Annotated in this window: 28 protein-coding genes and 1 tRNA gene; 17 read left to right on the plus strand and 12 right to left on the minus strand. The window is 73.2% G+C overall.

Annotated elements, in window-relative coordinates; genetic code table 11:
- Positions 1 to 29 precede the first annotated feature (29 nt).
- Both serB and glgC read right to left on the minus strand, forming a co-directional pair.
- Positions 30 to 722 carry a phosphoserine phosphatase SerB gene (gene serB, locus EEW87_RS03630; RefSeq protein ID WP_404811703.1) on the minus strand — a complete coding sequence of 231 codons (693 nt, stop codon included), beginning with the start codon at positions 720 to 722 and terminating at the stop codon, positions 30 to 32.
- Between the two features lie 59 nt (positions 723 to 781).
- Positions 782 to 2,032, minus strand: coding sequence for a glucose-1-phosphate adenylyltransferase (glgC, locus tag EEW87_RS03635; protein WP_123091734.1), 1,251 nt, complete (start codon positions 2,030 to 2,032; stop codon positions 782 to 784).
- Positions 2,033 to 2,098: 66 nt separating this feature from the next.
- Here glgC and glgA point away from each other — a divergent pair, with 66 nt between their 5' ends.
- A complete protein-coding gene (glgA, locus tag EEW87_RS03640) occupies positions 2,099 to 3,289 on the plus strand; it encodes a glycogen synthase (protein WP_123091735.1) in 1,191 nt (396 codons plus the stop codon).
- A gap of 13 nt (positions 3,290 to 3,302) precedes the next feature.
- Here the strand turns inward: glgA and EEW87_RS03645 are convergent, their stop codons facing one another.
- Complete coding sequence (locus EEW87_RS03645; protein ID WP_123091736.1) at positions 3,303 to 4,049, minus strand: hypothetical protein; 747 nt, start codon at positions 4,047 to 4,049, stop codon at positions 3,303 to 3,305.
- Positions 4,050 to 4,079: 30 nt separating this feature from the next.
- Here EEW87_RS03645 and EEW87_RS03650 point away from each other — a divergent pair, with 30 nt between their 5' ends.
- The 6 genes from EEW87_RS03650 (at position 4,080) to EEW87_RS03675 (ending at position 9,056) form a co-directional block, all read left to right on the plus strand.
- Complete coding sequence (locus EEW87_RS03650) at positions 4,080 to 4,865, plus strand: ABC transporter ATP-binding protein (protein ID WP_123091737.1); 786 nt, start codon at positions 4,080 to 4,082, stop codon at positions 4,863 to 4,865.
- A 39-nt stretch (positions 4,866 to 4,904) separates the two neighbouring features.
- Positions 4,905 to 5,357: an NfeD family protein gene (locus EEW87_RS03655; protein WP_123091738.1), complete on the plus strand. Its 453-nt coding sequence runs from the start codon at positions 4,905 to 4,907 to the stop codon at positions 5,355 to 5,357.
- 61 nt (positions 5,358 to 5,418) lie between these two features.
- Positions 5,419 to 6,681, plus strand: a complete 1,263-nt coding sequence (locus EEW87_RS03660) for an SPFH domain-containing protein (RefSeq protein ID WP_123091739.1) — start codon at positions 5,419 to 5,421, stop codon at positions 6,679 to 6,681.
- Between the two features lie 61 nt (positions 6,682 to 6,742).
- The gene (locus EEW87_RS03665) at positions 6,743 to 7,513 is read left to right on the plus strand and encodes a sulfite exporter TauE/SafE family protein (RefSeq protein ID WP_123091740.1); all 771 of its coding nucleotides are present in this window, start codon (positions 6,743 to 6,745) and stop codon (positions 7,511 to 7,513) included.
- 13 nt (positions 7,514 to 7,526) lie between these two features.
- Complete coding sequence (locus tag EEW87_RS03670; protein ID WP_123091741.1) at positions 7,527 to 8,240, plus strand: sulfite exporter TauE/SafE family protein; 714 nt, start codon at positions 7,527 to 7,529, stop codon at positions 8,238 to 8,240.
- 9 nt (positions 8,241 to 8,249) lie between these two features.
- On the plus strand, positions 8,250 to 9,056 hold the full coding sequence (locus EEW87_RS03675) for a TrmH family RNA methyltransferase (protein WP_123091742.1): 807 nt from the start codon (positions 8,250 to 8,252) through the stop codon (positions 9,054 to 9,056).
- Between the two features lie 141 nt (positions 9,057 to 9,197).
- Here EEW87_RS03675 and EEW87_RS03680 read toward each other — a convergent pair whose 3' ends face one another.
- From EEW87_RS03680 to EEW87_RS03690, 3 genes are read right to left on the minus strand one after another with little or no spacing between them, the layout of a single operon-like run.
- Positions 9,198 to 9,758 (minus strand): YbhB/YbcL family Raf kinase inhibitor-like protein, encoded by a 561-nt coding sequence (locus EEW87_RS03680; protein WP_123091743.1) that lies wholly within the window; start codon positions 9,756 to 9,758, stop codon positions 9,198 to 9,200.
- Positions 9,759 to 9,808: 50 nt separating this feature from the next.
- Positions 9,809 to 10,189, minus strand: coding sequence for a DUF3037 domain-containing protein (locus EEW87_RS03685; protein WP_123091744.1), 381 nt, complete (start codon positions 10,187 to 10,189; stop codon positions 9,809 to 9,811).
- Entirely contained in the window at positions 10,186 to 10,959 is a 774-nt protein-coding gene (locus tag EEW87_RS03690; RefSeq protein ID WP_240341642.1) for a HipA family kinase, read from the minus strand. Before EEW87_RS03690 ends, EEW87_RS03685 begins: the two co-directional genes overlap by 4 nt.
- A 141-nt stretch (positions 10,960 to 11,100) precedes the next feature.
- On the opposite strand from EEW87_RS03690, the gene EEW87_RS03695 reads away from it, so the two are divergent.
- A tRNA-Leu gene (locus EEW87_RS03695) sits at positions 11,101 to 11,186 on the plus strand.
- 69 nt (positions 11,187 to 11,255) lie between these two features.
- Here the strand turns inward: EEW87_RS03695 and EEW87_RS03700 are convergent.
- Positions 11,256 to 12,392: a serine hydrolase domain-containing protein gene (locus EEW87_RS03700; RefSeq protein ID WP_123091746.1), complete on the minus strand. Its 1,137-nt coding sequence runs from the start codon at positions 12,390 to 12,392 to the stop codon at positions 11,256 to 11,258.
- 147 nt (positions 12,393 to 12,539) lie between these two features.
- On the opposite strand from EEW87_RS03700, the gene EEW87_RS03705 reads away from it, so the two are divergent.
- On the plus strand, positions 12,540 to 13,862 hold the full coding sequence (locus EEW87_RS03705; RefSeq protein ID WP_123091747.1) for a M20/M25/M40 family metallo-hydrolase: 1,323 nt from the start codon (positions 12,540 to 12,542) through the stop codon (positions 13,860 to 13,862).
- On the opposite strand, the gene EEW87_RS03710 is transcribed toward EEW87_RS03705, so the two are convergent.
- Positions 13,846 to 14,058, minus strand: a complete 213-nt coding sequence (locus EEW87_RS03710) for a DUF5703 family protein (protein ID WP_123091748.1) — start codon at positions 14,056 to 14,058, stop codon at positions 13,846 to 13,848. The genes EEW87_RS03705 and EEW87_RS03710 overlap by 17 nt on opposite strands.
- Positions 14,059 to 14,095: 37 nt before the next feature.
- Here EEW87_RS03710 and EEW87_RS03715 point away from each other — a divergent pair, with 37 nt between their 5' ends.
- On the plus strand, positions 14,096 to 14,428 hold the full coding sequence (locus EEW87_RS03715; RefSeq protein WP_068275871.1) for a primosomal protein: 333 nt from the start codon (positions 14,096 to 14,098) through the stop codon (positions 14,426 to 14,428).
- Between the two features lie 9 nt (positions 14,429 to 14,437).
- Here EEW87_RS03715 and EEW87_RS03720 read toward each other — a convergent pair whose 3' ends face one another.
- Positions 14,438 to 15,481, minus strand: a complete 1,044-nt coding sequence (locus EEW87_RS03720) for a magnesium and cobalt transport protein CorA (RefSeq protein ID WP_068275869.1) — start codon at positions 15,479 to 15,481, stop codon at positions 14,438 to 14,440.
- A gap of 31 nt (positions 15,482 to 15,512) precedes the next feature.
- Between EEW87_RS03720 and EEW87_RS03725 the strand changes: the two genes are divergently transcribed.
- From EEW87_RS03725 to mshC, 4 genes are read left to right on the plus strand one after another with little or no spacing between them, the layout of a single operon-like run.
- Positions 15,513 to 16,220, plus strand: coding sequence for an MSMEG_4193 family putative phosphomutase (locus tag EEW87_RS03725; RefSeq protein ID WP_123091749.1), 708 nt, complete (start codon positions 15,513 to 15,515; stop codon positions 16,218 to 16,220).
- Positions 16,221 to 16,229: 9 nt separating this feature from the next.
- Positions 16,230 to 16,775: a DUF3090 family protein gene (locus EEW87_RS03730; protein ID WP_123091750.1), complete on the plus strand. Its 546-nt coding sequence runs from the start codon at positions 16,230 to 16,232 to the stop codon at positions 16,773 to 16,775.
- Between the two features lie 29 nt (positions 16,776 to 16,804).
- The gene (locus EEW87_RS03735) at positions 16,805 to 17,584 is read left to right on the plus strand and encodes an SCO1664 family protein (protein ID WP_275898491.1); all 780 of its coding nucleotides are present in this window, start codon (positions 16,805 to 16,807) and stop codon (positions 17,582 to 17,584) included.
- A gap of 19 nt (positions 17,585 to 17,603) precedes the next feature.
- A complete protein-coding gene (gene mshC, locus EEW87_RS03740; RefSeq protein WP_123091751.1) occupies positions 17,604 to 18,854 on the plus strand; it encodes a cysteine--1-D-myo-inosityl 2-amino-2-deoxy-alpha-D-glucopyranoside ligase in 1,251 nt (416 codons plus the stop codon).
- A 142-nt stretch (positions 18,855 to 18,996) separates the two neighbouring features.
- Here mshC and EEW87_RS03745 read toward each other — a convergent pair whose 3' ends face one another.
- On the minus strand, positions 18,997 to 19,521 hold the full coding sequence (locus EEW87_RS03745; RefSeq protein ID WP_123091752.1) for a putative immunity protein: 525 nt from the start codon (positions 19,519 to 19,521) through the stop codon (positions 18,997 to 18,999).
- Positions 19,522 to 19,538: 17 nt separating this feature from the next.
- Complete coding sequence (locus tag EEW87_RS03750) at positions 19,539 to 20,396, minus strand: PAC2 family protein (protein ID WP_123091753.1); 858 nt, start codon at positions 20,394 to 20,396, stop codon at positions 19,539 to 19,541.
- A gap of 89 nt (positions 20,397 to 20,485) precedes the next feature.
- Between EEW87_RS03750 and EEW87_RS03755 the strand changes: the two genes are divergently transcribed.
- From EEW87_RS03755 to EEW87_RS03765, 3 genes are all read left to right on the plus strand, one after another.
- On the plus strand, positions 20,486 to 21,157 hold the full coding sequence (locus EEW87_RS03755; RefSeq protein WP_263596801.1) for an HAD family hydrolase: 672 nt from the start codon (positions 20,486 to 20,488) through the stop codon (positions 21,155 to 21,157).
- 39 nt (positions 21,158 to 21,196) lie between these two features.
- Positions 21,197 to 22,294 (plus strand): alpha/beta fold hydrolase, encoded by a 1,098-nt coding sequence (locus EEW87_RS03760; RefSeq protein WP_123091754.1) that lies wholly within the window; start codon positions 21,197 to 21,199, stop codon positions 22,292 to 22,294.
- A 148-nt stretch (positions 22,295 to 22,442) separates the two neighbouring features.
- A complete protein-coding gene (locus tag EEW87_RS03765; RefSeq protein WP_123091755.1) occupies positions 22,443 to 23,306 on the plus strand; it encodes a class I SAM-dependent methyltransferase in 864 nt (287 codons plus the stop codon).
- A 7-nt stretch (positions 23,307 to 23,313) separates the two neighbouring features.
- On the opposite strand, the gene EEW87_RS03770 is transcribed toward EEW87_RS03765, so the two are convergent.
- A complete protein-coding gene (locus EEW87_RS03770; RefSeq protein ID WP_123091756.1) occupies positions 23,314 to 24,150 on the minus strand; it encodes a RecB family exonuclease in 837 nt (278 codons plus the stop codon).
- Between the last annotated feature and the right edge of the window lie 10 nt (positions 24,151 to 24,160).

Raw genomic sequence — 24,160 nt, forward strand, 5'->3', positions numbered from 1 at the left:
GAGCTTTCCCGCCCTGGGCGGGAAAGTGATCAGACCCGGCGAAGGGGGAGGGAGCCCTCGTCGTCGGGGGACCGCTCTGCGGTGAGACCGAGGGCATCCAGGACGAGGGCGAGGTCGGGCTCGTCAACCCGGACGTCGGCGGCGTCGCGCAGCGCCGGCTTGGCGCAGAAGGCCACGCCGGTGCCTGCCGCCGCGACCATGTCGAGGTCGTTGGCCCCGTCGCCCACGGCGACCGTGCGCTCGATCGGCACGCCCGAGACGGCCGCGAGCTCGCGCAGGAAGTCGGCCTTGGCCTCCCGGTCGACGACCGGGCCGTCGACGCGGCCGGTGAGACGGCCCCCTTCGGCCTCGAGGCGGTTGGCCCGCACGTGCTCGATGCCCAGCGCCGCGGCGAGCGGCTCGACGACCTCGACGAAGCCCCCGGAGACCAGCCCGACCGGCCAGCCGCGCTCGCGGAAGGCGTCGACGAGGGTGCGGGCACCCGGGGTGAGCGGCACAGCGGCGCGGACGTCGTCGAGGACCGAGACCGGCAGGCCGGCGAGGGTCGCGACCCGGGCGTGCAGGCTCTGCGCGAAGTCGAGCTCGCCGCGCATCGCTGCCTCGGTCACCGCGGCGACCTCGTCACGCGTGCCGGCGTGCTCGGCGACGAGCTCGATGACCTCGGCCTGGATGAGGGTGGAGTCGACGTCCATGACGAGCAGCATCGGGGCGGTGGTGTCCACGAGCGGCGACGCTAGCCGAGCCGCCGCACGCGCCGACCGCCCGTCCGCGGCCCGGACCGTCAGGGCGTGACGACCTGACCCTTGCCGACGACCGTGAGCCCGCTCTCGGTGACGACGAAGCCGCGCGCCTCGTCGTGCTCGCGGTCGACGCCGATCTTCGTGCCCTCGGGGATCGTCACGTCCTTGTCGACGATGACCCGCTGGAGCTGCACGTGCCGGCCGACGTCGACCCGGTCCAGGAGCACCGAGTCCTCGACGGTCGTGTAGCTGTGCAGGTGCACCTGAGGAGACAGGATCGAGTTGTTGACCCGGGCCCCGGAGACGACGACACCCGGGGCGACGCAGCTGTTGAGCGCCTCGCCGAAGCGGCCCTGGTCGCCGTGGACGAACTTCGCCGGCGGGTGCGGCTGCTGGTGGGTGTAGATCGGCCAGTCGTAGTTGTAGAGGTTGAAGATCGGGTGGATCGAGGTGAGGTCCATGTGGGCCTCGTAGTAGCTGTCGAGCGTGCCGACGTCGCGCCAGTACGCGCGGTCGCGGTCGGTGGCCCCGGGCACCTCGTTGGCGTTGAAGTCGTAGGCGTAGGCGTCCTGGCGGCTGACGAAGTCGGGGACGATGTCGCCGCCCATGTCGTGCTTGCTGCCCTCGACGGTGTCGTCGCGTGTCACCGCGTCGACGAGCGCGTCGGTGGTGAAGACGTAGTTGCCCATGGACGCGTAGACCTCGCCGGGGGAGTCCGGCAAGCCGATCGCGTCGGTCGGCTTCTCCCGGAAGGCCGAGATGCGCGTCGGGTCCGCTGCGTCGACCTCGATGACGCCGAACTGGTCGCTGAGCCCGATGGGCTGACGGATGGCCGCGACGGTGCACCCGGCGCCGCTCTCGAGGTGCTGGTCGACCATCTGCGAGAAGTCCATGCGGTAGACGTGGTCGGCGCCGACGACGACGACGATGTCGGGCCGCTCGTCGCGGATCGCGTTGAGCGACTGGTAGATCGCGTTGGCGCTGCCCGTGTACCAGGACTTGTCGAGACGCTGCTGCGCCGGGATCGCCGCGACGTAGCTGCCCAGCATCGTCGACATCCGCCAGGCCTGGGAGACGTGCCGGTCGAGGCTGTGCGACTTGTACTGCGTGAGCACGACGACCTGCCGGTAGCCGGAGTTGATGACGTTGCTCAGGGCGTAGTCGATGAGGCGGTAGTTGCCGCCGAAGGGGACGGCGGGCTTGGCCCGGTCGGCGGTGAGCGGCATGAGCCGCTTGCCCTCCCCGCCGGCGAGGACGATGACGAGGACCTTCGGTGCTCCGCGGCGAGACATACCGGCTCCCTTGTCTGGGTGTGGGCTCGGGTGACGAACCTATCGCCTTCGCCCTACGGTGGGCACGTGCGCGTCGACATCTTGAGCAAGGAGTACCCGCCGGCGATCTACGGGGGAGCCGGTGTGCACGTCGCCGAGCTCACCCGCGCCCTGCGGGGGCGGGGTGACCTCGACGTCCAGGTGCGCTGCTTCGGCGACCCGAGGGACGAAGGGGGGACCACCGGCTACCCGGACCTCGCCGAGCTCTCGGGGGCGAACCCCGCGCTGCAGACGATGGGCGTCGACCTCACGATGGCCCAGGACTGCGCCGGTGCCGACCTCGTGCACTCGCACACCTGGTACGCCAACCTCGGCGGTCATCTCGCGAGCCTGCTCCACGGGGTGCCCCACGTCGTGAGCGCCCACAGCCTCGAGCCCCTGCGGCCGTGGAAGGCCGAGCAGCTCGGGGGCGGCTACGCCCTCAGCTCGTGGGTCGAGCGCACCGCCTACGAGTCCGCCGCCGCGATCATCGCCGTGAGCCACGGGATGCGGGCCGACATCCTGCGCTCCTACCCCCAGGTCGAGCCCGACCGGGTGCGGGTCGTGCACAACGGCATCGACGCCGAGCAGTGGCAGCCCCGCGCCGACGAGGCGGTGCTCGCCCGGCACGGGATCGACCCGGCGCGCCCGAGCGTCGTCTTCGTCGGGCGGATCACCCGGCAGAAGGGCCTGCCCCACCTGCTGCGCGCCGCCCGGCTGCTGCCGCCCGAGGTCCAGCTCGTCCTGTGCGCCGGCGCGCCCGACACCCCCGAGATCCAGGCCGAGGTCGAGGGCCTCATCGCCGAGCTGCGCGAGGTGCGCGACGGCGTCGTCTGGATCGCCGAGATGCTCCCGCGTCACGAGGTCGTCGCCGTCCTCACCTCCGGCACCGTCTTCGTCTGCCCGTCGGTGTACGAGCCCCTCGGGATCGTCAACCTCGAGGCGATGGCCTGCGGCCTGCCCGTCGTCGGCACCGCGACCGGTGGCATCCCCGAGGTCGTCGCCGACGGCACGACCGGCTGGCTCGTGCCCATCGAGCAGGTCCAGGACGGCACCGGCACCCCGGTCGACCCGGACGGCTTCGTGCGCGACCTCGCGGCGGCTCTCACCGACGCGGTGAGCGACCCCGAGCGCGCGCGTCAGCGCGGCGAGGCGGGCCGTCGGCGTGCGGTCGAGGAGTTCTCCTGGGGCAGCATCGCCGAGCGCACCCTCGAGGTGTACGGCTCGGTCCTGCGCTAGGTCCGCTCAGGCGTCAGCGGGCGGGGACCCAGCCGGCGAGCTGGGCGCACGCGGCGTTCGTCGCGTCCGCGAGGAGCCGGTCGGCACCGCGCGCCAGCGCGAGCAGCGTCGCGTCTCGGTCGGCCGCGGTCCGCGCGTCGATCGCACCGGAGTGCTCCGTGCCGATCCGGGCGGCCGCACCCACGGTGCCCGCGAGCGTGATGACCCGGTAGGCACGGTCGTCGAGCGCGTCGGGCAGGCCCCACGCGCCGCCGAGCCGGTTGTCGGCGATCTCGCGGGCGAGGGAGTCGGCGAAGGGCTGCCCGCCCACCCGCTCGAGGTCGTCGCGGGCGGTCGTCACGAGCTCCATGAGGTCGCGCTCGAGCTGGCGGTGCGAGAGGGCCTCGACCCGGTGCACCGGCACCGGCTCGGCGTCGAAGGCGTGCCAGTCGACCCGTCGGCCGGACGACCCGTACGTCGAGTGCTCGGGGACGAGCACGCCGCCGATGCCCGCGACGTAGAGCGCCTCGCCGGCCTCGACGGCGGCGTCGCGCGCCTCGTCGTCGGTGCGGGGGAGCGAGGCGACGTGACCGGCGCTCGGCAGCGCGACGAGGACCGCGCCCTCGCCGAGGTCGCGCCACAGGGTGAGCCGGTCGAGCAGCCCGGCGACGTGGTCGACGTCGGGCAGGGCCCGAGGGGCGACGCCGGCGAGGTCGCCGCCGCTGCCGATGACGACCGTCGCCCAGAGGGCGACGCGCACACTGCCGGGGAGCTCGAACACCTGCGCATCGTAGGCAGATAGGGTCAGGTCATGAGTGATGTCCTCGCCTTCGCCGGAGTAGGGGTGCGCCGTGGGCGCACCGATCTGCTCGACGGGGTCGACTGGGAGGTCGAGGAGGGCCAGCGCTGGGTCGTCCTCGGACCCAACGGCGCCGGCAAGACCACGCTGCTCCAGCTCGCCGCCGGCCGCATCCACCCGACGACCGGTGTCGCCGGTGTCCTCGGCGAGGTCCTCGGCGCGGTCGACGTCTTCGAGCTGCGGCCCCGCATCGGTCTCGCGTCGTCAGCGCTCGCCTCCGCGATCCCGCCCCAGGAGCTCGTCCGTGACGTCGTCGTCACGGCGTCGTGGGGCGTCACCGGGCGCTGGCGCGAGGAGTACCACGAGCTCGACCACGAGCGCGCGGCCGAGCTGCTCGACGCGCTCGGGGCGGCCCACCTCGCGCAGCGCACCTTCGGCACCCTGTCGGAGGGGGAGCGCAAGCGGGTCCAGATCGCCCGCGCGCTCATGACCGACCCCGAGCTCATGCTCCTCGACGAGCCCGCCGCGGGCCTCGACCTCGGTGGTCGTGAGGATCTCGTCGCCCGGCTCGGCGCCATCGCCGAGGACCTCGCGTCGCCAGCCCTCGTCATGGTGACCCACCACGTCGAGGAGATCCCGCCGCACTTCACCGACATCCTCCTGCTGCGCGAGGGCCAGGTCGTCGCCCAGGGCCCGATCGAGATCACCCTCACCGCGCAGAACCTCACCGACACCTTCGGCCTGCCGCTCGAGCTCGAGCAGCACGGCGAGCGATGGGCCGCCCGAGCACGACGATGACCGCGCCGGACCTGGCCGGGCACACGAGAGGACGCTGACATGGAGTGGTTGAGCGACAACCTGTGGCTGGCCTGGATCGCGCTGGCGATGATCTTCGTCGCCGTCGAGGCGGCCACCGCCGACTTCGTCTTCATCATGCTCGCCGGAGGAGCCCTCGCGGGCGCGCTGGCCGCCGGCTCCGGGGTGGTCTTCTCCCTCCAGGTCGTCCTCGCGGTCCTCGTGGCCATGCTGCTCATCGGGCTCGTCCGGCCCCTCGTCAAGCGCCAGTTCGCGACGTCCGAGGCGTCCGGGTCCATCGGGTCCGCGGCGTTGCAGGGGCGGCTCGCCCGAGTCATCGAGACCGTGACCGAGACCGACGGCCGCGTCAAGCTCGCCGGCGAGGTGTGGAGCGCGCGGGTCCCCGACGGCGCTCCCGCCTGCGAGCCCGGCGAGGAGGTCCGAGTCCTGCAGATCGACGGCGCCACCGTCGTCGTCACCAACCAGCCCGCCTGACGGGCACCGCAGGGGGACCCGGTCACCGCCGGGGCCACCCACCCCACCCAAAGGACACGACATGGAGAGCATCCCCATCCTCGTCTTCCTGGCCGCGCTCGTCGCCTTCGCGCTGGTCATCCTCTTCAAGACCGTGCGCATCGTGCCGCAGCAGACGGCGCTCATCATCGAGCGGCTGGGTCGCTACTCGCGCACCCTCGAGGGCGGCATCCACATCCTCGTGCCCTTCGTCGACAAGGTCCGCGCGAACATCGACCTGCGCGAGCAGGTCGTCAGCTTCCCGCCGCAGCCGGTCATCACGAGCGACAACCTCGTCGTCAACATCGACACCGTCATCTACTACACGGTCATCGACGCCAAGAGCGCGGTGTACGAGATCGCCAACTTCATCCAGGGCATCGAGCAGCTGACGGTGACCACCCTGCGCAACGTCATCGGCTCGCTCGACCTCGAGCAGACGCTCACGTCGCGCGACCAGATCAACGGCCAGCTCCGTGGCGCCCTCGACGAGGCGACCGGGCGCTGGGGCATCCGCGTCAACCGCGTCGAGCTCAAGGCGATCGACCCGCCGATGTCGATCCAGGAGTCGATGGAGAAGCAGATGAAGGCCGAGCGCGACCGCCGCGCGGCCATCCTCAACGCCGAGGGCACGAAGCAGTCGGCGATCCTCACCGCCGAGGGCGAGAAGCAGAGCCAGATCCTGCGCGCCGAGGGCTCGGCCCAGGCCCGCATCCTCGAGGCCCAGGGACAGGCCCGCGCCATCCAGCAGGTCTTCGACGCGATCCACCGCGGCAAGCCGACGCAGAAGCTGCTCGCCTACCAGTACCTCCAGGTCCTGCCGCAGATCGCGCGCGGCGACAGCAACAAGATGTGGATCATCCCCTCGGAGGTCACCGACGCCCTCAAGGCGATGGGCGGCATGCTCGGCGGCGGCGCGGCCCCCGGCAGCGACGGCGGGCTGGACGACGAGCCCTTCGTCGAGGTCGACGGGCCCGAGGACAACGCCTTCGCCGAGACCGCGCTCGAGGACCCGGCCGAGGCCCTCAAGGAGGCCCGCGGCCAGGCCGGGCAGGCCAGCCGCGAGGCGAGCGAGCACGCGACGCCCGCCAGCCGGGTGCAGCCCTCGAGCGGTCAGGGCCAGGGCGTGCGGCTGCCGCAGCCCCGTCCGGCGAGCGAGGACGCGACGGGCGCAGGTGCACCGGCCGAGAGCGACGCGACGGCGCCGGCGAGCCCGCCGCCCCCGGTCGCCCCGGAGCCCCCGGAGTCCGAGGGCCCGCCCGCCGGACCGGCCGGGCCCCCGTCGCCGGGGCGTCCCCCGCTCTGAGCGACACCCCTTCGCCCCACCCCGTGCCGACGACACCCGGGCAGCCCCCTAGGCTGTCCGGGTGTCGTGGTGGGAGGTGCTGCTCGTCGTCCTCGCGGGCGTCTGGGCCGGGGGGATCAACACCGTCGTCGGCTCCGGGACGCTCGTGACCTTCCCGACGCTGCTCGCCATGGGCGTGCCGCCCGTCACCGCCAACGTCTCGAACTCCATCGGCCTCGTCGCCGGGGGCATCACCGGCACGTGGGGCTACCTGCCCGAGCTGCGCGGGGCGAAGCGGCTCGTCCTGCGCCTCGTGCCGATGTCGCTCCTCGGTGCCGTCATCGGGGCCCTGCTGCTGCTGTGGCTGCCCGCGGAGGCCTTCGAGACCATCGTGCCGGTCCTCATCGGGATCGGCCTGCTGCTCGTGATCTTCGGCCCGCGCATGCAGCGCTGGGCCGCCCGCCAGCACCACGACGGCGTCGAGCCGCGCTGGCAGGTCGTCGCCCTCATGTCCGGGGTCCTCGTCGCCGGTGTGTACGGCGGCTACTTCGGTGCGGCCCAGGGCGTCATCCTCATCGGCCTGCTCAGCTCGCTGAGCCCCGAGCCGCTGCAGCGGCTCAACGGCGTGAAGAACGCCCTGGGCACGGTCGTCAACGCCGTCGGCTCGCTCGTCTTCGTCGTCGTCTCGCCCGAGCTCGTCTCGTGGACGATCGTCCTCGCGGTGGGCTGCGGCGCCCTCGTCGGGGGCCTCGTCGGGGCGCGGGTCGGACGGCGCCTGCCGCCCGTCGTGCTGCGCTCGGTCATCGTCGTCATCGGGGTCGTCGGCATCGTCAAGATGGTCTTCTTCCCGTGACGACCGCCCCCTCGTGACGACGACGCTCCTGCTCGGCGTCGTCGTGCTCGTGGGCTCCTTCGTCCAGGCCAGCCTCGGCTTCGGGATCGCGGTGGTCGCCGCCCCCTTCGTCGTCCTGCTCGAGCCCGAGCTCATGCCGGCCTCGCTCCTCGTGCTCGGTCTCGTCCTGCCGCTCCTGCAGCTGCTCTCGGGCCCGCGCGACGTCGACCGACGACTGCTCGGCTGGGCCCTGGGCGGGCGGCTCGCGCTCACCCCGGTCGGGGCCTGGCTCGTCCATGTCCTGCCCACGCGCGGCATCGCCGTCGCCGTCGGCCTGCTCGTGCTCGTCTCGACGGTGCTGAGCATCCGCACGGTCGAGACGACCGCCCGGCCCTCGACCGCGCTCGGGGCCGGGGCCATCACCGGTGTCTCCGGCACGGCCGCCTCGATCGGCGGGCCCTTCCTCGCGATCGTCCTCCAGCACGAGGACCCCGTACGGATCCGCTCGACGCTGTCGGCCTTCTTCGTCGTCGGCTCGTCGGCCTCCCTGCTCTCGCTCGCCGTGAGCGGCCAGGTGACTCGCGAGCAGATGACGACCTCGGCCGTGTGGGTCCCCTTCGTCGTCGCGGGCATGCTGCTCGCCCGGCCGGTCCAGGACCGCCTGCCGCGCACGGCGATGCGCCACGGAGTCCTCGCGCTGTGCGTCGTCTCCAGCGTCGTCGTCACCGGCCGCGCGCTGCTCACCTAGGCTCGCGCCGTGCCCGAGACGATCACCGACCCCGCCGACCCGCGCCTGCGCGACTACGTCGGCCTCACCGACGTCGCGCTGCGCCGCGTCCTCGAGCCGGAGGGCGGTCTCTACCTCGCCGAGTCCGAGAAGGTCATCCGGCGGGCGCTCGCCGCCGGCCACCGCCCGCGCTCGCTGCTCATGTCACCGCGCTGGCTCGACGACCTCGCCGACGTCGTCGCCGCGTGCGAGGAGGACGGGGTCCCGGTGTACGTCGGCGAGCCCGAGGTCGTCGAGGGCATCACCGGCTTCAACCTCCATCGCGGCGCGCTCGCCTCGATGCACCGGCCCGACCTGCCCTCCGTCGCCGAGGTCTGCGGCGACGCCCGCAGGGTGCTCGTCCTCGAGGACCTCGTCGACCACACGAACGTCGGCGCCGTCTTCCGCTCCGCCGCCGCCCTCGGGGTCGACGCGGTGCTCGTCACCCCACGCTGCGCCGACCCGCTCTACCGGCGCTCGGTGCGCGTGTCGATGGGGACCGTCTTCCAGGTGCCGTGGACCCGGCTCGACCAGTGGCCGGCGGACGTCGGCGTGCTGCAGGAGCTGGGGCTCGTCGTCGCCGCGCTCGCGCTCGCTGACGACGCCGTCTCGCTCGACGACCTAGCCGCCGACCCGCCGGACCGGCTGGCGCTCGTCGTCGGCACCGAGGGCGACGGGCTCTCGCGGCGCACGCTCGCGCAGGCCGACCTCACCGTGACGATCCCGATGCGCGGGGGAGTGGACTCGCTCAACGCCGCGGCGGCCAGCGCCGTCGCCGCGTGGGCCCTGCGCGCCTGAGCGAGCCGACCCCCCTTCGCCCCGCCGTGCACGCCCCCTCGCTCCGACAAAACCCTGCCAGCAGGGTCTTGACGAGCCAGGACCCCTTCGACAGGGTCCTGGCTCGTCGAAGGGCAGCCAGCAGGGTTTCGAAGGGGGAGGTCAGGCGGGGGTCTGGTAGGTCCCGGTGACGACGGCGCGGGCGATGGTCGCGCCGAGGTAGTTGAAGGCGGCGACCGTGCACGTCACGGAGTCGTCGACGGGCAGGGCGTCGGGCTCCACGTCGAGGGCGTGCACCGCGAAGACGTAGCGGTGGGGACGGTCGCCGGCGGGCGGGGCAGCGCCGCCGAAGGCCTTCGTGCCGTAGTCGGTCGCGGTCATGAAGGCGCCGTCCGGCAGGCCCGACCCGCCCTCGGCGCCGGCGTCCTCGGCGAGCTCGGTGACGTCGGCGGGGATGCCGAGGACCGTCCAGTGCCAGAAGCCCGCAGGCGTCGGCGCGTCGGGGTCGAAGCAGGAGACGGCATAGCTCTTCGTGCCCTCCGGTGCACCGGACCACGCGAGGTGGGGGCTGCGGTTGCCGCCCTCGAAGCCCCAGTCGTCGAAGACCTGCGCCTCGGGCAGCGCCTGCCCGTCGGCGAAGGTGTCGCTGCGCACCTCGAAGGAGGGCACCTGCGGCAGGAGGTCGTAGGGCTCGGGGGCGGTGGGGCGGGAGTCGAGATCCATGCGCCCGACCCTAGGACGCGAGGACCCCGTCGAGGCCGGTCGTGGCCACCTCAGCGCACGAGCTCGTCGAGCAGCCGCTCGAGCTCGGCGGCGGGGTCCTGCGTCAGCCCGCCGTGCACCGGTCCCGGTCGCACGACGGTCGAGCGCGGGGCGCTGATCCACCCGAAGCGTCGCCCGTCGCCGTCGAGGTCGGGCCGCCCGCCACCGGTGCGGCCGAGGGCGACGTCGCAGACGACCTCGAGCGCCGCGTGCACCGCGGCGACGTCGAGATCGGGCCACAGGGCATGCAGCCGCTCCTCGTCGAGGGCGAAGGCGGCGCGCAGGTAGTCGTGCCCCTGGCTGCGCAGCACGACGCCGACGTTGACGAACTCCTCGCGCTCGGCTCGCGGCACGCAGCGCAGCACGACGTACTGGTAGGTCTGCAGGGTCATCGGGACGCTCCCGGCAACCAGGCGTCGGGGGAGGCGAGGCGCTGGACGAGGTGGCGCACGTACTCGTCGCGGATCGCCTGCGTCGTCGGCAGGTGCTCGCCTGGGGTGAGCCACTCGTCGGGCACGAGGTCGACGATCTCGACGAGGCGCTCATGGGTGAGCACGGAGCGGGCCCGCTCGTGCACCTCGCCGAGGTCACCGGCGAGGTCGCGCAGGACGTGGGTCGACGCGTCGAAGGGCTGGGCGGCGAAGCGATCCGCGCTCGGTGCCTTACGTGCCCACGCGTGGTGGAACCACAGCGCCGCACCGTGGTCGATGGCCCACACCTGGCCACCCCACCGCAGGAGGTTGGGGTTCGCCCAAGTGCGGTCGACGTTCGAGGTGCAGGCGTCCAGCCACAGGACGAGCGCGGCGACCTCGGGGTCCGCGGGCTGCGAGCCGTCGTAGCCGAAGGCACCCGGCAGGTAGTCCATGCCGAGGTTGAGCCCGACCGACGCGGTGAGCAGGTCCTGGACCTCCTCGTCGGCCTCGAAGCGGGCGATCTCGCCGGACAGGTCGACCTCGACGAGCTCGGGGACGGCGACGCCGAGCGCCCGCCCCATCTCCCCGACGAGCACCTCGGCGACGAGCACCGGCAGGCCCTGACCGGCGCCGCGCATCTTCACGACGTACATGCCGAGGTCGTCGGCCTCGACGAGGCCGGGCATGGATCCCCCTTCGCGCAGGGGGACGGCGTACCGGGTGGCACGGACGTGGCGAAGGGGGGTCACGGCGGCAGCCTACGGCCCGCGCCGAGGACCTCCGGCGGCCCGAGCACGCCTACGGCGAACCCGATTTCGGTCCGCGTCGCACCCGGTGTAGAGTCCTCGACGTTGCCCCGGTGGTCCCCCAGACCGCCGGATGCACCACTCGTCCGGGTGGCGGAATTGGCAGACGCGCTAGCTTGAGGTGCTAGTGCCCGTATTAGGGCATGGGGGTTCAAGTCCCCCCTCGGACACAGGTCGACCAGGAGTGGTCGACGAAGGGCGGACCCGGTCGGGTCCGCCCTTCGTCGTCCCCGCGCCGGTCAGCCGACGGCGTCGAGGACCTCGGTGAGGTAGCGCGCCGCCCGGTCCGAGCCGATGATCCCCGGCGCCATCTTGTTCATGACGTACGAGACGGTGAGGGAGCGCTCGGGGAACATCACCGTCATCGACCCGCCCCAGCCGCCCCAGAAGCAGACCCGGCCGTCGGGGATGTAGGGCACGGTCTGCGGCTCGGGCAGCGCGAAGCCGATGCCGAAGCGCAGCGGGACGCCGAGGACGAGGTCGACGCCGCGGGACTGCTCGCGGAAGATCTGCTCGATCGTCCCCGGCGAGAGCAGCCGCACGTCGTCGACCGCACCCCCGCGCGAGATCACGGAGAAGGTGCGGGCGAGCGCCCGGGCGTTCGTGTGGGCGTTGAGCGCCCCGAGCTCGGCCCGGCGCCAGGGGATGGTGTTCGCCGCGGCCGCGCTGGCGACCGGTCCGGTGAAGGTGCGCACCATGGGGGAGTCGGCGGGGACCTGGCTGAGGCCCATCGGCAGCGGGGGAGGCGGCACGATCTCGGCGACCCGGTCGTCGTCGCGCTCCGTGGCGCCGATCTGCAGGTCGACGCCGAGCGGTCCGGCGATCTCCTCGGCGACGAGCTGCGTCAGCGTGCGCCCGCTGGTCCTGCGGATGATCTCGCCGAGGAGGTGCCCCTGGTTCTGGGCGTGGTAGCCCGAGGCCGTCCCGGGTTCCCACCACGGGGCCTGGGCCGCCAGCCGTGCCGTCGCCGTCTCGCGGTCGTACATGTCCGTGAGGACGAAGGGCTGGTCCCAGCCCGAGACGCCCGACGTGTGCGACATGACGTGGCGCACGAGCACGCCCTCCTTGCCGTTCGCGGCGAACTCGGGCCAGTACGTCGCGACCGGCGCGTCGAGGTCGACGAGACCGCGCTCGACGAGCAGGAGGACGGCGAGCGCCGTGACCTCCTTCGTCGTCGACCAGACGTTGACGATCGTGTCGCGCTCCCACGGGCGGGTGCGGGCGACGTCGGCGTGACCGCCCCAGATGTCGACGAGGGTCTCGCCGTCGAGGTCGACGCTGATCGCGGCGCCGAGCTCCTCGCCCGAGTCGACCATGGCTGCGAGGGCGTCGCGCAGGCCCGTCAGGCGTGGGTCGGTGTGCCCGTGGATGGTCATGAGATCTCCTTCTCGTCAGCCGGTCCGCGCGCCGCCGGGGCCGCTCGTGCGGACGGCTGCGTCGCCTGCTCGCGACGCTAGCGCCTCGCTACCCGTCGGTCACGAGCTTCCGGCGGGCCCGTCCCGCCCGGCCCCTAGGGTGGGTCCATGGAGATCAGCGCGCCGCAGGACGAGGTGGTCCGGCTCTGCCAGGACCTCATCCGGATCGACACGACGAACTACGGGCCCGACGGGGAGGGCCCGGGGGAGCGCGAGGCCGCCGACTACGTCGTGGAGCAGCTGCGCGAGGTGGGCTACGAGCCCCAGCGCTTCGAGTCGCAGCCCGGCCGGGCGAGCGTCGTCCTGCGCATCCCCGGCGCCGACCGCGAGCGTGGCGCGCTGTGCATCCACGGGCATCTCGACGTCGTGCCGGCCAACGCCCAGGACTGGTCGGTCGACCCCTTCGAAGGGGTCATCAAGGACGGCTGCGTCTGGGGCCGCGGCGCCGTCGACATGAAGGACATGGACGCGATGATCCTCGCGTGCGTGCGCCACCTCGCCCGGACCGGCACCGTGCCGCCGCGCGACCTCGTCGTCGTCTTCTTCGCCGACGAGGAGGCCGGTGGGGTGCACGGCAGCCAGTGGCTGGTGCAGCACCACCCCGAGCTCTTCGAGGGCGTCACCGAGGCGATCAGCGAGGTCGGCGGCTACAGCGTCACCGTGCCGACGCCCGAGGGCGGCGACCGCCGGGCCTACCTGCTGCAGACCGCCGAGAAGGGCATCGTCTGGCTCCGGCTGCGCGCCTCGGGACGGGCCGGGCACGGCTCGGTGCCCAACGACGACAACGCCGTGCTCCACCTCGCCCAGGCCCTCTCGCGCATCGCCGAGCACAAGTGGCCGCGCGAGTACATCGCCTCCGTGCGCGGCCTGCTCGACGGGCTGTCGGAGATCACCGGCACCGGGTACAGCGACGAGGACCTCGAGGAGCTCGTCGAGCACCTCGGCGGGGCCGCGGGCTTCGTGCGCGGGTCGCTCCAGGACACGGCCAACCCCACGATGCTCACCGCCGGGTACAAGCACAACGTCATCCCCCAGGAGGCCGTCGCCGCCGTCGACTGCCGCTTCCTGCCCGGGCACGAGGAGTCGCTCATGGCGACGATCGCCGAGCTCGCCGGCGACCGGGTCGTCGTCGAGGTCGAGCACCGCGACATCGCCCTGGACTCCCCCTTCGAGGGACCGCTCGTCGACGCGATGAAGGCCGCCCTGCTCGCCGAGGACCCCGAGGCGGCGATCCTGCCCTACTGCCTGTCTGGCGGCACGGACAACAAGGCGCTGTCGACGATGGGCATCACCGGCTACGGCTTCGCGCCGCTGCGGCTGCCCGCCGACCTCGACTTCGCCCCGATGTTCCACGGCATCGACGAGCGCGTGCCCACCGAGTCCCTCGAGTTCGGGGCGAAGGTCCTCCTGCGGCTCATCGAGACCTGCTGAGCCCCAGCGGGTCGTCGCGGCGCGGCACACGGATGATCTTGCGCCGCAGCCACGAGCGCTGCTGACCGCCGACGTAGCGCACCGTGCGGTGCAGCTCCCAGCGGCCGTACTCGGCGTGCTCGGCGAGCGCAGCGCGGATCTGCCCACGGGTGGTCTCGCGGGGGAAGCTGAGGACCTGGAACTCGTACTCGACCATCGTGCGCCATTCTCACCCCTGACGGTACGGTCGTGCCATGACCGCCGACCCGCGCGCCGCGCTGACCAAGCTCATCGCCACCTTCGAGCGGCACCTCGAGGCGTCCTCGGGTCGTAACGGCGAGGACGACCCGCGCGTGGTCGCCGCGTACGAGGACCTCGCCGACGCCTTCGAGGCCTACGACGACGCCCTCAACGAGGCCTACGGCGAGATGACCCCGCTCATCGTCGTCGACGACGCCGACCTCGACGACAGCGGCGACGAGGAGTACGACGACGACGAGGACGACGAGGGCTACTCCGGTCTCGACGACGAGGAGTACGACGACGAGGACAAGGCCGGCGACGAGCAGACCCCCGGCCGTCGCTGACCCGGCGACCTACAGCCAGCCGGAGCGCTTGAAGAGCCGGTAGAGCACGAGGCAGGCCGCCACCATGACGGCGAGCACGACGTAGTAGCCGTAGTAGACCTCGTGCCCGCTCACCCGCACGCTCGCCGTGAGCTCGGGCATCCGCTCGAAGTTCATGCCGTAGACGCCGGCGATCATCGTCGGAAGGGCGGCGATCGCGACCCACGCCGAGATGCGGCGCATGTCCTCGTTCTGCTTCATCGACACCCTGTTCTGCTCCACCCCGACCTGCGCGAGGTGGGCGCTCAGCACGTCGGTGAGGAGCCGGTCCATCGACTCGAGGCTCTCCAGCGCCTGGGTGAGGTGGTCGGACACGTCGCGGAAGAGCAGGCGCAGCTCGCCGTGCGCCACCGGCGACGACGGCGAGGTGAGGAAGCCCATCGGCCGCGCGAGCGGCAGGGCGGCCCGCTTGAACTCGAGGACCTCGCGCTTGAGGGTGTAGATCTCCTCCGAGGTCAGCCCCGAGCTCGGCTCGAAGACCGCGGTCTCGATGCCCTCGAGATCGACCTGCAGCTCGTCCTCGATGGCGAGGTACTCGTCGACGACGGTGTCGAGCACGGCGTGGAAGACGCCCCACGGTCCGTGCCGCAGCGGGGCCGGGTCCTCCTCGAGACGGTGACGCAGGTCGGCGAGCGGGCTCGCCTCGCCCCGCCGCACCGTGAGCACGAAGTCGGGCCCGACGAAGACCATGAGCTCGCCGGTCTCGACGTCGGAGGTCTCGTCGAGGTAGCGCAGCGGCTTGAGGACGGCGAACCACGTGTCGCCGTAGCGCTCGACCTTCGCGCGCTGGTCCCCGGCGACGGCGTCCTCGATCGCGAGGTGGTGCAGCTCGAGCTCGTCGCCGACGACCCGCTGGAAGGTCTGCGGGCTCGGGTCCTTCAGCCCGATCCACACGAAGTCCGCCGAGCCCTCCGGACGACCTGGCGCCTCGGCCCGCAGCCGGGCGATCTCGGTGCTGATGTCCTCGCACGGGAGGCGGACCCCGTCGCGATATCGGGCCTGGTCGACGATCACCGCGTCATCATCGCGCACGTAGCCTGACGTCGTGGCCTACTGCCTGCTGCTCCGACATGCCCGATCCAGCGCCAACGCCGCCGGCCTCCTCGCCGGCTGGTCCGCGGGCGTCTCCCTCGACGACACCGGCCGGGCCCAGGCGCAGGAGGTGGTCGACCGGCTCGGCGAGCTGCCGCTCGTGCGCGTCGTCACCAGCCCCCTCGACCGCTGCCTCGAGACCGTCGAGCCCCTGCGGGCCCGCCTCGGCCTCGACCTCGACGTCGAGCCCGATATCGGCGAGGCGCACTACGGGGGGTGGACGGGGCGCCCGCTCGTCGAGCTCGCGAAGGAGCCGTTGTGGCGCACCGTGCAGAGCACGCCGAGCCAGGCCGTCTTCCCGCCCTCGGACGAGCACGCCCACGAGTCGATCGCGACGATGGCCCAGCGCGCCGTCGCCGCCATCCGCCGGGTCGACGCGCAGGTCGAGGCGGAGCACGGGGCGCATGCGATGTGGCTCGCCGTGAGCCACGGCGACATCATCAAGTCGGTCGTCGCCGACGCCTCGGCGACACCGCTCGACGACTTCCAGCGCTTCGTCGTCGACCCCGCGTCGGTGAGCGTCCTGCGCTACACGCCCGAGCGCCCCTTCGTCCTGCGGGTCAACGACAGCGGGCCGCTGCGACCGGTGCCGCAGCCCTCGACGACCACCCCCGAGACGACCCCGCCGGGAGACGCCGTCGTCGGCGGGGGAGCGGGCTAGGGTCGGGTCATGAGCGTCTTCGAGTACGACCCGCCGGAGCGATTCGTCGTCGGCACCGTCGGCCCTCCCGGGGACCGGACGTTCTACCTCCAGGCCAGCGACGGTCATCGCCGTCACCAGATCGCCGTCGAGAAGGTCCACGTCGGCGTCCTCGCGGAGCGGATCGAGACCCTCCTCGACGAGGTGGGCGGGCTCGAAGGGGGAGTGGCCGCGGCCGTCGGGTCGGCCGACAACGCGCCCCTCGACACCCCGATCACCGAGGACTTCCGCGTCCTCGCGCTCTCCCTCGCCTGGGACGAGGAGCGCCGGGTCGTCGTCATCGAGTGCCACGACCACGACCCCGACGAGCTCGCCGAGGAGGGCGACCCGCAGGGCGAGCCGCTCGTCGGCGGCCCGAGCACCCTGCGCGTGGTCCTCTCGCCCGCGAAGGCCCGCGCCTTCGCCCGCCGGTGCGAGACCGTCGTGTCCGCCGGGCGCCCGTCCTGCCCCTTCTGCGGTGGCCCGCTCGACCCCGAGGGGCACATCTGCCCCCGCGCGAACGGCTACCGGCGCTGACCGAGCGGCTGGCCCCGCAGCCCTGCGAGATCGAGACCCACCTCGCCGAGGGCGAGCTGACGATGCTCGGTGCCCACCCCGAGGCGAGCAACCTCGCGATCGTCTGCGAGGTCGAGCACGAGGGCGGCACGCTCACCGCGATCTACAAGCCGGTGCAGGGCGAGCGGCCCCTGTGGGACTACCCCGACGGGCACCTCGCCCATCGCGAGCGGGCGGCCTACCTCGTCGCCCGGCTCGGCGGATTCGACTGCGTCCCGACGACCGTCCTGCGGGCCGGGCCCCTCGGCGAGGGCTCCGTGCAGCGATGGGTCGGCACCCTCGACGAGCCCGCCGACAGCCCCGTCGCCGTCACCCGTCCGGGCCAGATCCCACCGGGCTACCTGCGGGTGCTCTCGGGCGAGGACGAGCGCGGCACGGGCGTCGTGCTCAGCCACCCCGACGACCCGGTGCTGAGGTCGCTGTCGGTGCTCGACGCCGTCATCAACAACAGCGACCGCAAGGGCAGCCACGTGCTCCTCGAGGGCGACGGCGTCTACGGCATCGACAACGGCGTGAGCCTGTCCGTCGAGCCCAAGCTGCGCACCGTCCTGTGGGGGTGGGCGGGGGACCCCCTCACGGACGCGGACCGGGCCCGTGTGGAGCGCCTCGTCGAGGCGATCGAAGGCTCGCCGGAGGCCGGTGAGCTCGACGAGCTGCTCACCGTGACCGAGGTCGACGCGCTCGTCGCGCGGTGCGAGCGGCTGCTGCGGGCGGGTCGTCATCCCCGGCCCGGGCACGGCTGGCCGAGCGTGCCGTGGCCGCCCGTCTGAGCCACCTTAGGATGGGCGCGTGAAGTCCTGGTCCGCGCCCGCCGTCCCCACTCTCCCAGGCAGCGGTCCCACCCCGCGGCTGCACGACACCCTCACGGACGCCGTGGCCGAGGTGCGTCCCGAGCAGGGCCGGCTCAGCCTCTACGTCTGCGGCGTCACCCCCTACGACACGACCCACATGGGGCACGCCGCCACCTACGTCACCTTCGACGTGCTCCACCGCGCCGCCCTCGACAGCGGGCTCGGCGTCGACTACGTGCAGAACGTCACCGACGTCGACGACCCGCTCCTCGAGCGCGCCGAGCGCGACGGCGTGGACTGGCGCGACCTCGCGACGAGCCAGATCGAGCTCTTCTCGCAGGACATGGCCGCGCTGCGCGTCATCCCGCCGAAGGCCTACGTCGGCGTCGTCGAGGCGATGCCGCGCATCGTCGCCGTCGTCGAGCGGCTCGTCGACGCCGGGGTGACCTACACCCTCACCGAGGACGCCACCGGCGCCCAGGACACCTATCTCGACGTCACCGCGGTCGGCGGTGTCGAGCAGGTGAGCCCGCTGCCCGAGGCGACGATGCTCGAGTACTCCGCCGAGCGCGGGGGAGACCCCGACCGTGCCGGCAAGCGCCACCGTCTCGACCCGATGTTGTGGCGCGGCGAGCGTGACGGCGAGCCCGCGTGGGAGAGCACCCTCCTCGGCCGGGGGCGCCCCGGCTGGCACATCGAGTGCACGGCGATCGCCCTCGACCACCTCGGCGAGACCGTCGGCGTGCAGGGCGGCGGGTCCGACCTCGAGTTCCCGCACCACCCGATGACCGCGCTCCAGGCGGTCGCCGCGACGCGGCGGTCCCCCTTCGCCACCCACACGACCCACCAGGCGATGGTGGGTCTCGACGGCGAGAAGATGAGCAAGTCCAAGGGCAACCTCGTGCGGGTCTCCGACCTGCGCCGTGAGGGCGTCGACCCGGCGGCGATCCGGCTCGTGCTGCTCGCCCACCACTACCGCACCGAGTGGTCGTGGACCGAGGACTCCCTGCGCCACGCCCAGCGCCGCCTCGACCGCTGGCGCCGCGCGACCTCGCTGCCGAGCGGCCCGGGTGTCGGCACGCTCGCCGACGAGGTGCGCACCGCTCTGGCCGACGACCTCGACACGGCGGCCGCGCTCGACGCGGTCGACCGCTGGTGCGAGCAGGCGGAGGCCGGCGAGGGCGCCGACGAGGACGCCCCCGCGCTCGTCGTCGACGTCGTCGACGCCCTGCTCGGCGTCGAGCTGTAGACCTCCTCCGACAAGACCCTGCCAGCAGCCCTTCGACGTGCCAGGACCCTGTCGAGACGGTCCTGCCACATCAAGAGGCAGCCAGCAGGGTTTCGTCAGTGGGTGGGGCGAGGAGGAGCGGGCGAAGGGGGGAGCACACAGGTCAGCGGCGGGGGCCGGCGTCGCCGAAGGCGCCCCAGCAGATCGCGTCGCGCCGCGCCTGGTCCTCGAGGACGAGGTCACGGACGGCGGCGGGCAGCTGCTCGCGCTGCCAGTCGCGCTCGCCGACCCCCGCCGACGGGTCCTCCGGGTGAGCGTGATGCACGGCGCGGATCGCGTAGGCCGCGGCACCGAGGTCGTGCTCCGCTACGTGCGGCACGCAGGCAGCCTGCCCGGCTGCGTAGGCCGCGAGCCGGGCCGGACCGGTGAGCGGTCGTGCGGCGCCCATGGCGTGACCGCCGACGGCCCGGGCACGCATCATGGGCAGCTCGCCACCGGCCCAGGACCGGACCGCCTCGACGGCCGCCCGGGGCCGCGGGTCGCCGGGCACCTCCTCCTCGACGAGCCCGAGCACGTGCTCGGCGCACAGCGCCGCCCACAGCGCGAGCAACCGGTGGTCCGCGTCGGTGAGGGTGCCGCCGCGCCGCACCGTCACCAGACGTGGGTCGCGCACCTCCGGGAGGATCATCGCGGGCCGGGCGCCGCTCAGCCCGCAGCCGGCGGGTCGTCGCGCCGACGCCGCAGGTAGCGCTCGAACTCCTTGGCGATCGCGTCGCCGCTCGCCTCGGGCAGCTGGGCGGTGTCCTGCGCCTGCTCGAGCTGCTCGACGTACTCGCGGATGTCCTCGTCGGCCTCGGCCGCCTCGTCGACACCGCGCTCCCAGGCCCGGGCCTCCTCCTCGAGCGTGCCGTGGGGCAGGGAGACGTCGAGGAGGCGCTCGAGGGCTCGCAGCACCGCGTACGTCGCCTTCGGCGAGGGCACGTGCCCGGCGTAGTGGGGGATGCCCGCCCACAACGAGATCGAGGCCATGTCCTCGCGCCGGGCGGCGTCGGCGACGACGCCGATGATGCCGGTGGGGCCCTCGTAGGTGCTCGCCTCGAGGTCGTAGCGGTGGATCGTGCGCTCGTCGTCGCTCGTCGCGCTCACCGGGATGGGCCGGGTGTGCGGCACGTCGGCGAGCAGCGCGCCGATGGAGACGACCGTGCGCACGCCGAGGTCGGAGGCGAGGTCGACGATCTCCTCGCAGAAGGTCCGCCAGCGGAAGGACGGCTCGATGCCCAGGACGAGGACGACGTCGCGGTCGAGCTCGTCGGGGGAGGCGAGCAGGACCCGGGTCGTGCGCCAGTCGACGCGGCGCTGCCCCGGTCGGCCCATGACGACCGGGCGGGTGACCTGGAAGTCGTAGTAGTCCTCCGGGTCGAGGGCGGCCACCGGGTCGGCGTCCCACGCCTCGGCGAGGTGGAGGAGGGTCGAGGTCGCCGCCTCACCGGCGTCGTTCCACCCCTCGAAGGCGAGGATCATCACCGGGTCGTGCAGCTCGGGGATGTCCTGCAGCTCGATCACGTCGGCTCCTGCTCGCTCGTCCTACCGGTCACCCGCCAGCCTATGTCGCCGTGCTCGTCGTCGGACGGCGCTCGTTACAGTGTCGAGGCGTGAGCATCATCCCCGCCGCGGTCCTGTGGGACATGGACGGCACCCTCGTCGACACCGAGCCCTACTGGATCCGCGCCGAGCACGAGCTCGTCGAGCGCTTCGGCGGGCGGTGGAGCGACGAGCTGGCCCACGAGCTCGTCGGCAACCCGCTCCTCGTGAGCGCGGACTTCATCATCGAGCGCTCCCCGGTGACGCTCACCCCGCACGAGGTCGTCGACGAGCTCATGAGCTCGGTCATCGCCCAGGTGCACGACCACGTCCCGTGGCGGCCGGGCGCGCAGGAGCTGCTCGCTGAGGCCGTCGCCGCCGGGGTGCCCAACGCGCTCGTGACGATGTCATGGCGCCCCCTCGTCACCGCAGTCCTCGACACCCTCGAGCCCGGGTGCTTCGCCGCCGTCGTCACCGGTGACGAGGTGACCCACGGCAAGCCGCACCCCGAGCCCTACGAGCGGGCCGCGGCGCTGCTCGGCGTCGACCCGGCCGATGCCGTCGCCGTCGAGGACAGCCCGACCGGGGTGCGCTCGGCGACCGCCGCCGGCGTGCCGACGATCGCGGTCCCGCACGTCGTGCCCGTCCCGCCGGTCGAGGGCTCGGTGCAGCTCGAGACGCTCGAAGGGGTGTCGCTGGCCGACCTCGTGACGCGGGCTCGGTCCCCCTTCGCCTCCGCCTAGACCGGTGCGCCCGCGGGGCGCCCGGTCCTACGATGGGGTGTGGCTGCGAACGCGCCCGCGCCCCGTCAGCAGATCCGCTTCTGCCGCTCCGTCGACGGGACCCAGATCGCCTACGCCGTGCACGGGTCAGGCCCGCCGCTCGTCGTGGACTCCTGCTGGCTCAGCCACCTCCAGCACGACTGGTCCTCGCCGGTGTGGCGTCACCACCTGCTCGAATGGGGCCGTGAGCACACGGTCGTGCGCTTCGACGAGCGCGGGCACGGGCTCTCCGACCGCGACGTCACCGACCACGGCCTCGAGGTGCGGGTCGCCGACCTCGAGGCGGTCGTCGACGACGCCGGGCTCGAGCGCTTCGACCTGCTCGCCATGGCGCAGGGCGGGCCGGTCGCCATCTGCTACACCGCCCGCCACCCGCAGCGGGTCTCGCGGCTCGTCTTCTACGGCAGCTACTCGGGGCAGCAGTCGAAGGACCCGACCGAGGCGGCGATGGACGACACCCTCGACGCCCTCATCGCGGTGGGGTGGGCGCGGCCCGACTCGACCTTCCGCCGGGTCTTCACCTCGTTGATGATCCCCGGCGCGAGCGAGGAGCAGCGGGTCTGGCTCGACGAGCTGCAGCGCACCTCGACGAGCGCCGAGACCGCCCGGGAGTCGCGCCGCCAGCGGCTCGTCGCCGACGCGTCGCACCTGCTCGCGCAGCTCGACGTGCCGACCCTCGTCATCCACTCGCGGGGTGACCGGATGAACGACTTCTCCGAGGCCCGCTACCTCGCCGCCCACGTCGCCGACGCCCGCCTCGTGGCGCTCGAGAGCGAGAACCACATCGTCCTCGAGGACGACGACGCCTGGCCGGTCTACCGGGCCGAGCTGAGCCGCTTTCTCGCCGAGCCCGTGCCGGTCCGCGGGGGCACGGCACCCGGTGGGGGCCGCTCGGAGGGGCTCGAGGACCTCTCGCCCCGCGAGCGAGAGATCCTCGCTCTCGCCGCGCAGGGCCGCGACAACGACGAGATCGCCCGCTCCCTCGTGCTGAGCACCCGCACCGTCGAGCGTCACCTGAGCAACGTCTACGCCAAGCTCGACCTGCACGGGAAGTCGGCCCGCACGGCGGCCGTCGCCCGCCTGCTCACCGGCCGCTGAGCCCCCTTCGCCGCTGCGCGCACCCCGCCACGACCGGCGGTCGAGGTCGTCCGCGTCCGCGGTGGGCTACGTGCACGCACCGATGCGGCGCGCGCCGGTGCGCTCCTAGCGTCGACCCGTCAGGTCGGCACGCACGAAGGAGAGCGCCATGAGTACCATCGCACCCGACGGGCCCGCACCCGTCGACCCGCCCGCCGAGGACGCGGACACCGCACTCAAGGCGCGGCACCGCGCCATGTGGGCGCTCGGCGACTACCCCGCCGTCGCCCGAGAGGTCGTCGCCCCGCTGGGGCCGGTCCTCGTCGAGGCCGCCGGGGTGCACGCCGGGCAGCGCGTCCACGACGTCGCCGCGGGTCCCGGCACCGTGGCCATCCCGGCCGCCCGCACCGGCGCCGAGGTCGTCGCGACCGATCTCACGCCGGAGCTGCTCGAGGCGGGCCGGGCGGCCGCCGAGGCCGAGGGGCTCGACATCCGGTGGGTCGTCGCGGACGCGGAGCACCTGCCGTGCGACACCGGCGAGTTCGACGTCGCCCTGTCGTGCGTCGGCGTGATGTTCGCCCCGCACCACCAGGCGGTCGCCGACCAGCTGGCACGGGTCGTGCGGCCCGGGGGGACCATCGGGCTCCTCAGCTGGACGCCCGAGGGCTTCATCGGGCAGATGTTCGCCAAGATGCGGCCCTACGCGCCCCCGCCGCCGGCCGGCTCCCAGCCGCCGCCGCTGTGGGGGCACCTCGACCACGTCCGTGACCTGCTCGGCGACCGGGCGGAGATCACCACTGCGGTCCAGCAGGACCTCGTCGTCGACCGCTTCGCCGGCCCGCAGGACTTCCTCGACCTCTTCAAGAGCAGCTACGGGCCGACCATCGCGGTCTACCGGGCGCTGGGGGAGGGCTCCGAGCGGGCTGCGGCGCTCGACGCAGAGCTGATCGGTCTCGTCGAGCGCTTCGACGTCGGCGACGGCACGACGGTGCTGCCGTGGGAGTACCTGCTCGTCACCGCGACCTGCCGCTGAGCCGGACCTAGAGGTCCACGGCGTCGAGGACGAGGTCGCCCGACCCGGCGGTGACGCCGTCACGAGGTGGCAGCGGGGGCGGCGTGCCGCCGAAGGCGGGGCACAGCGCTCGGAAGTCGCACCACGAGCACAGCCGCGACGGGCTCGGTCGCCAGTCACCGCTCTCGTGGGCGCGCTGGATCGCGGCCGAGACCGCCCGCACGTTGCGCTCGAGCGCGAGCAGGTCCGCCTCGTCGGGGGAGTAGCGGATGACCTGGGCGTCGCGCAGGTAGACGAGCTGGAGCAGGTCGGGCACTCGGCCCGTGCTGCGCCAGATGATGAGCGCGTAGAAGCGCATCTGGAAGAGCGCCCGGCCCTCGAAGCGCTCCGAGGGGGACCGCCCGGTCTTGTAGTCGACGACCCGCACCTCGCCGGTCGGTGCGACGTCGAGCCGGTCGATGATGCCGCGCAGCCGCAGCCCGTCGACCTCCACCTCGACCCGGCTCTCGCGCTCGTGCGGCTCCAGCCGGGTCGGGTCCTCGAGGGTGAACCACCGGTGGACGAGCGCCTCCGCCTGGGCGTACCAGGCCTGCTCGTCGGGCCCGTCGTCGGTGCCCACGAGCGTCGCGAGCTCAGGACGCTCGGCGAGCATCGCCGCCCAGCGACCGGGCACGAGAGCCACGGCGGCGTCCGGGGTCCGCTCGGGCGCGGGCAGGTCGAAGAGCGCCTCGAGCACCGCGTGCACGAGCGTGCCCCGGGCCGCCGCGGCCGACGGCGCCTCGTCGAGCCGGTCGACGGCCCGGAAGCGGTACCTCAGCGGGCACGCCTTGAAGTCCGCCGCCCGCGACGGCGAGAGCGAGGGCAGATCGGTCGTG

It is taken from the genome of Janibacter melonis, from assembly GCF_003721155.3.
In the GTDB taxonomy this organism is placed as follows: Bacteria; Actinomycetota; Actinomycetes; order Actinomycetales; family Dermatophilaceae; genus Marihabitans; species Marihabitans melonis.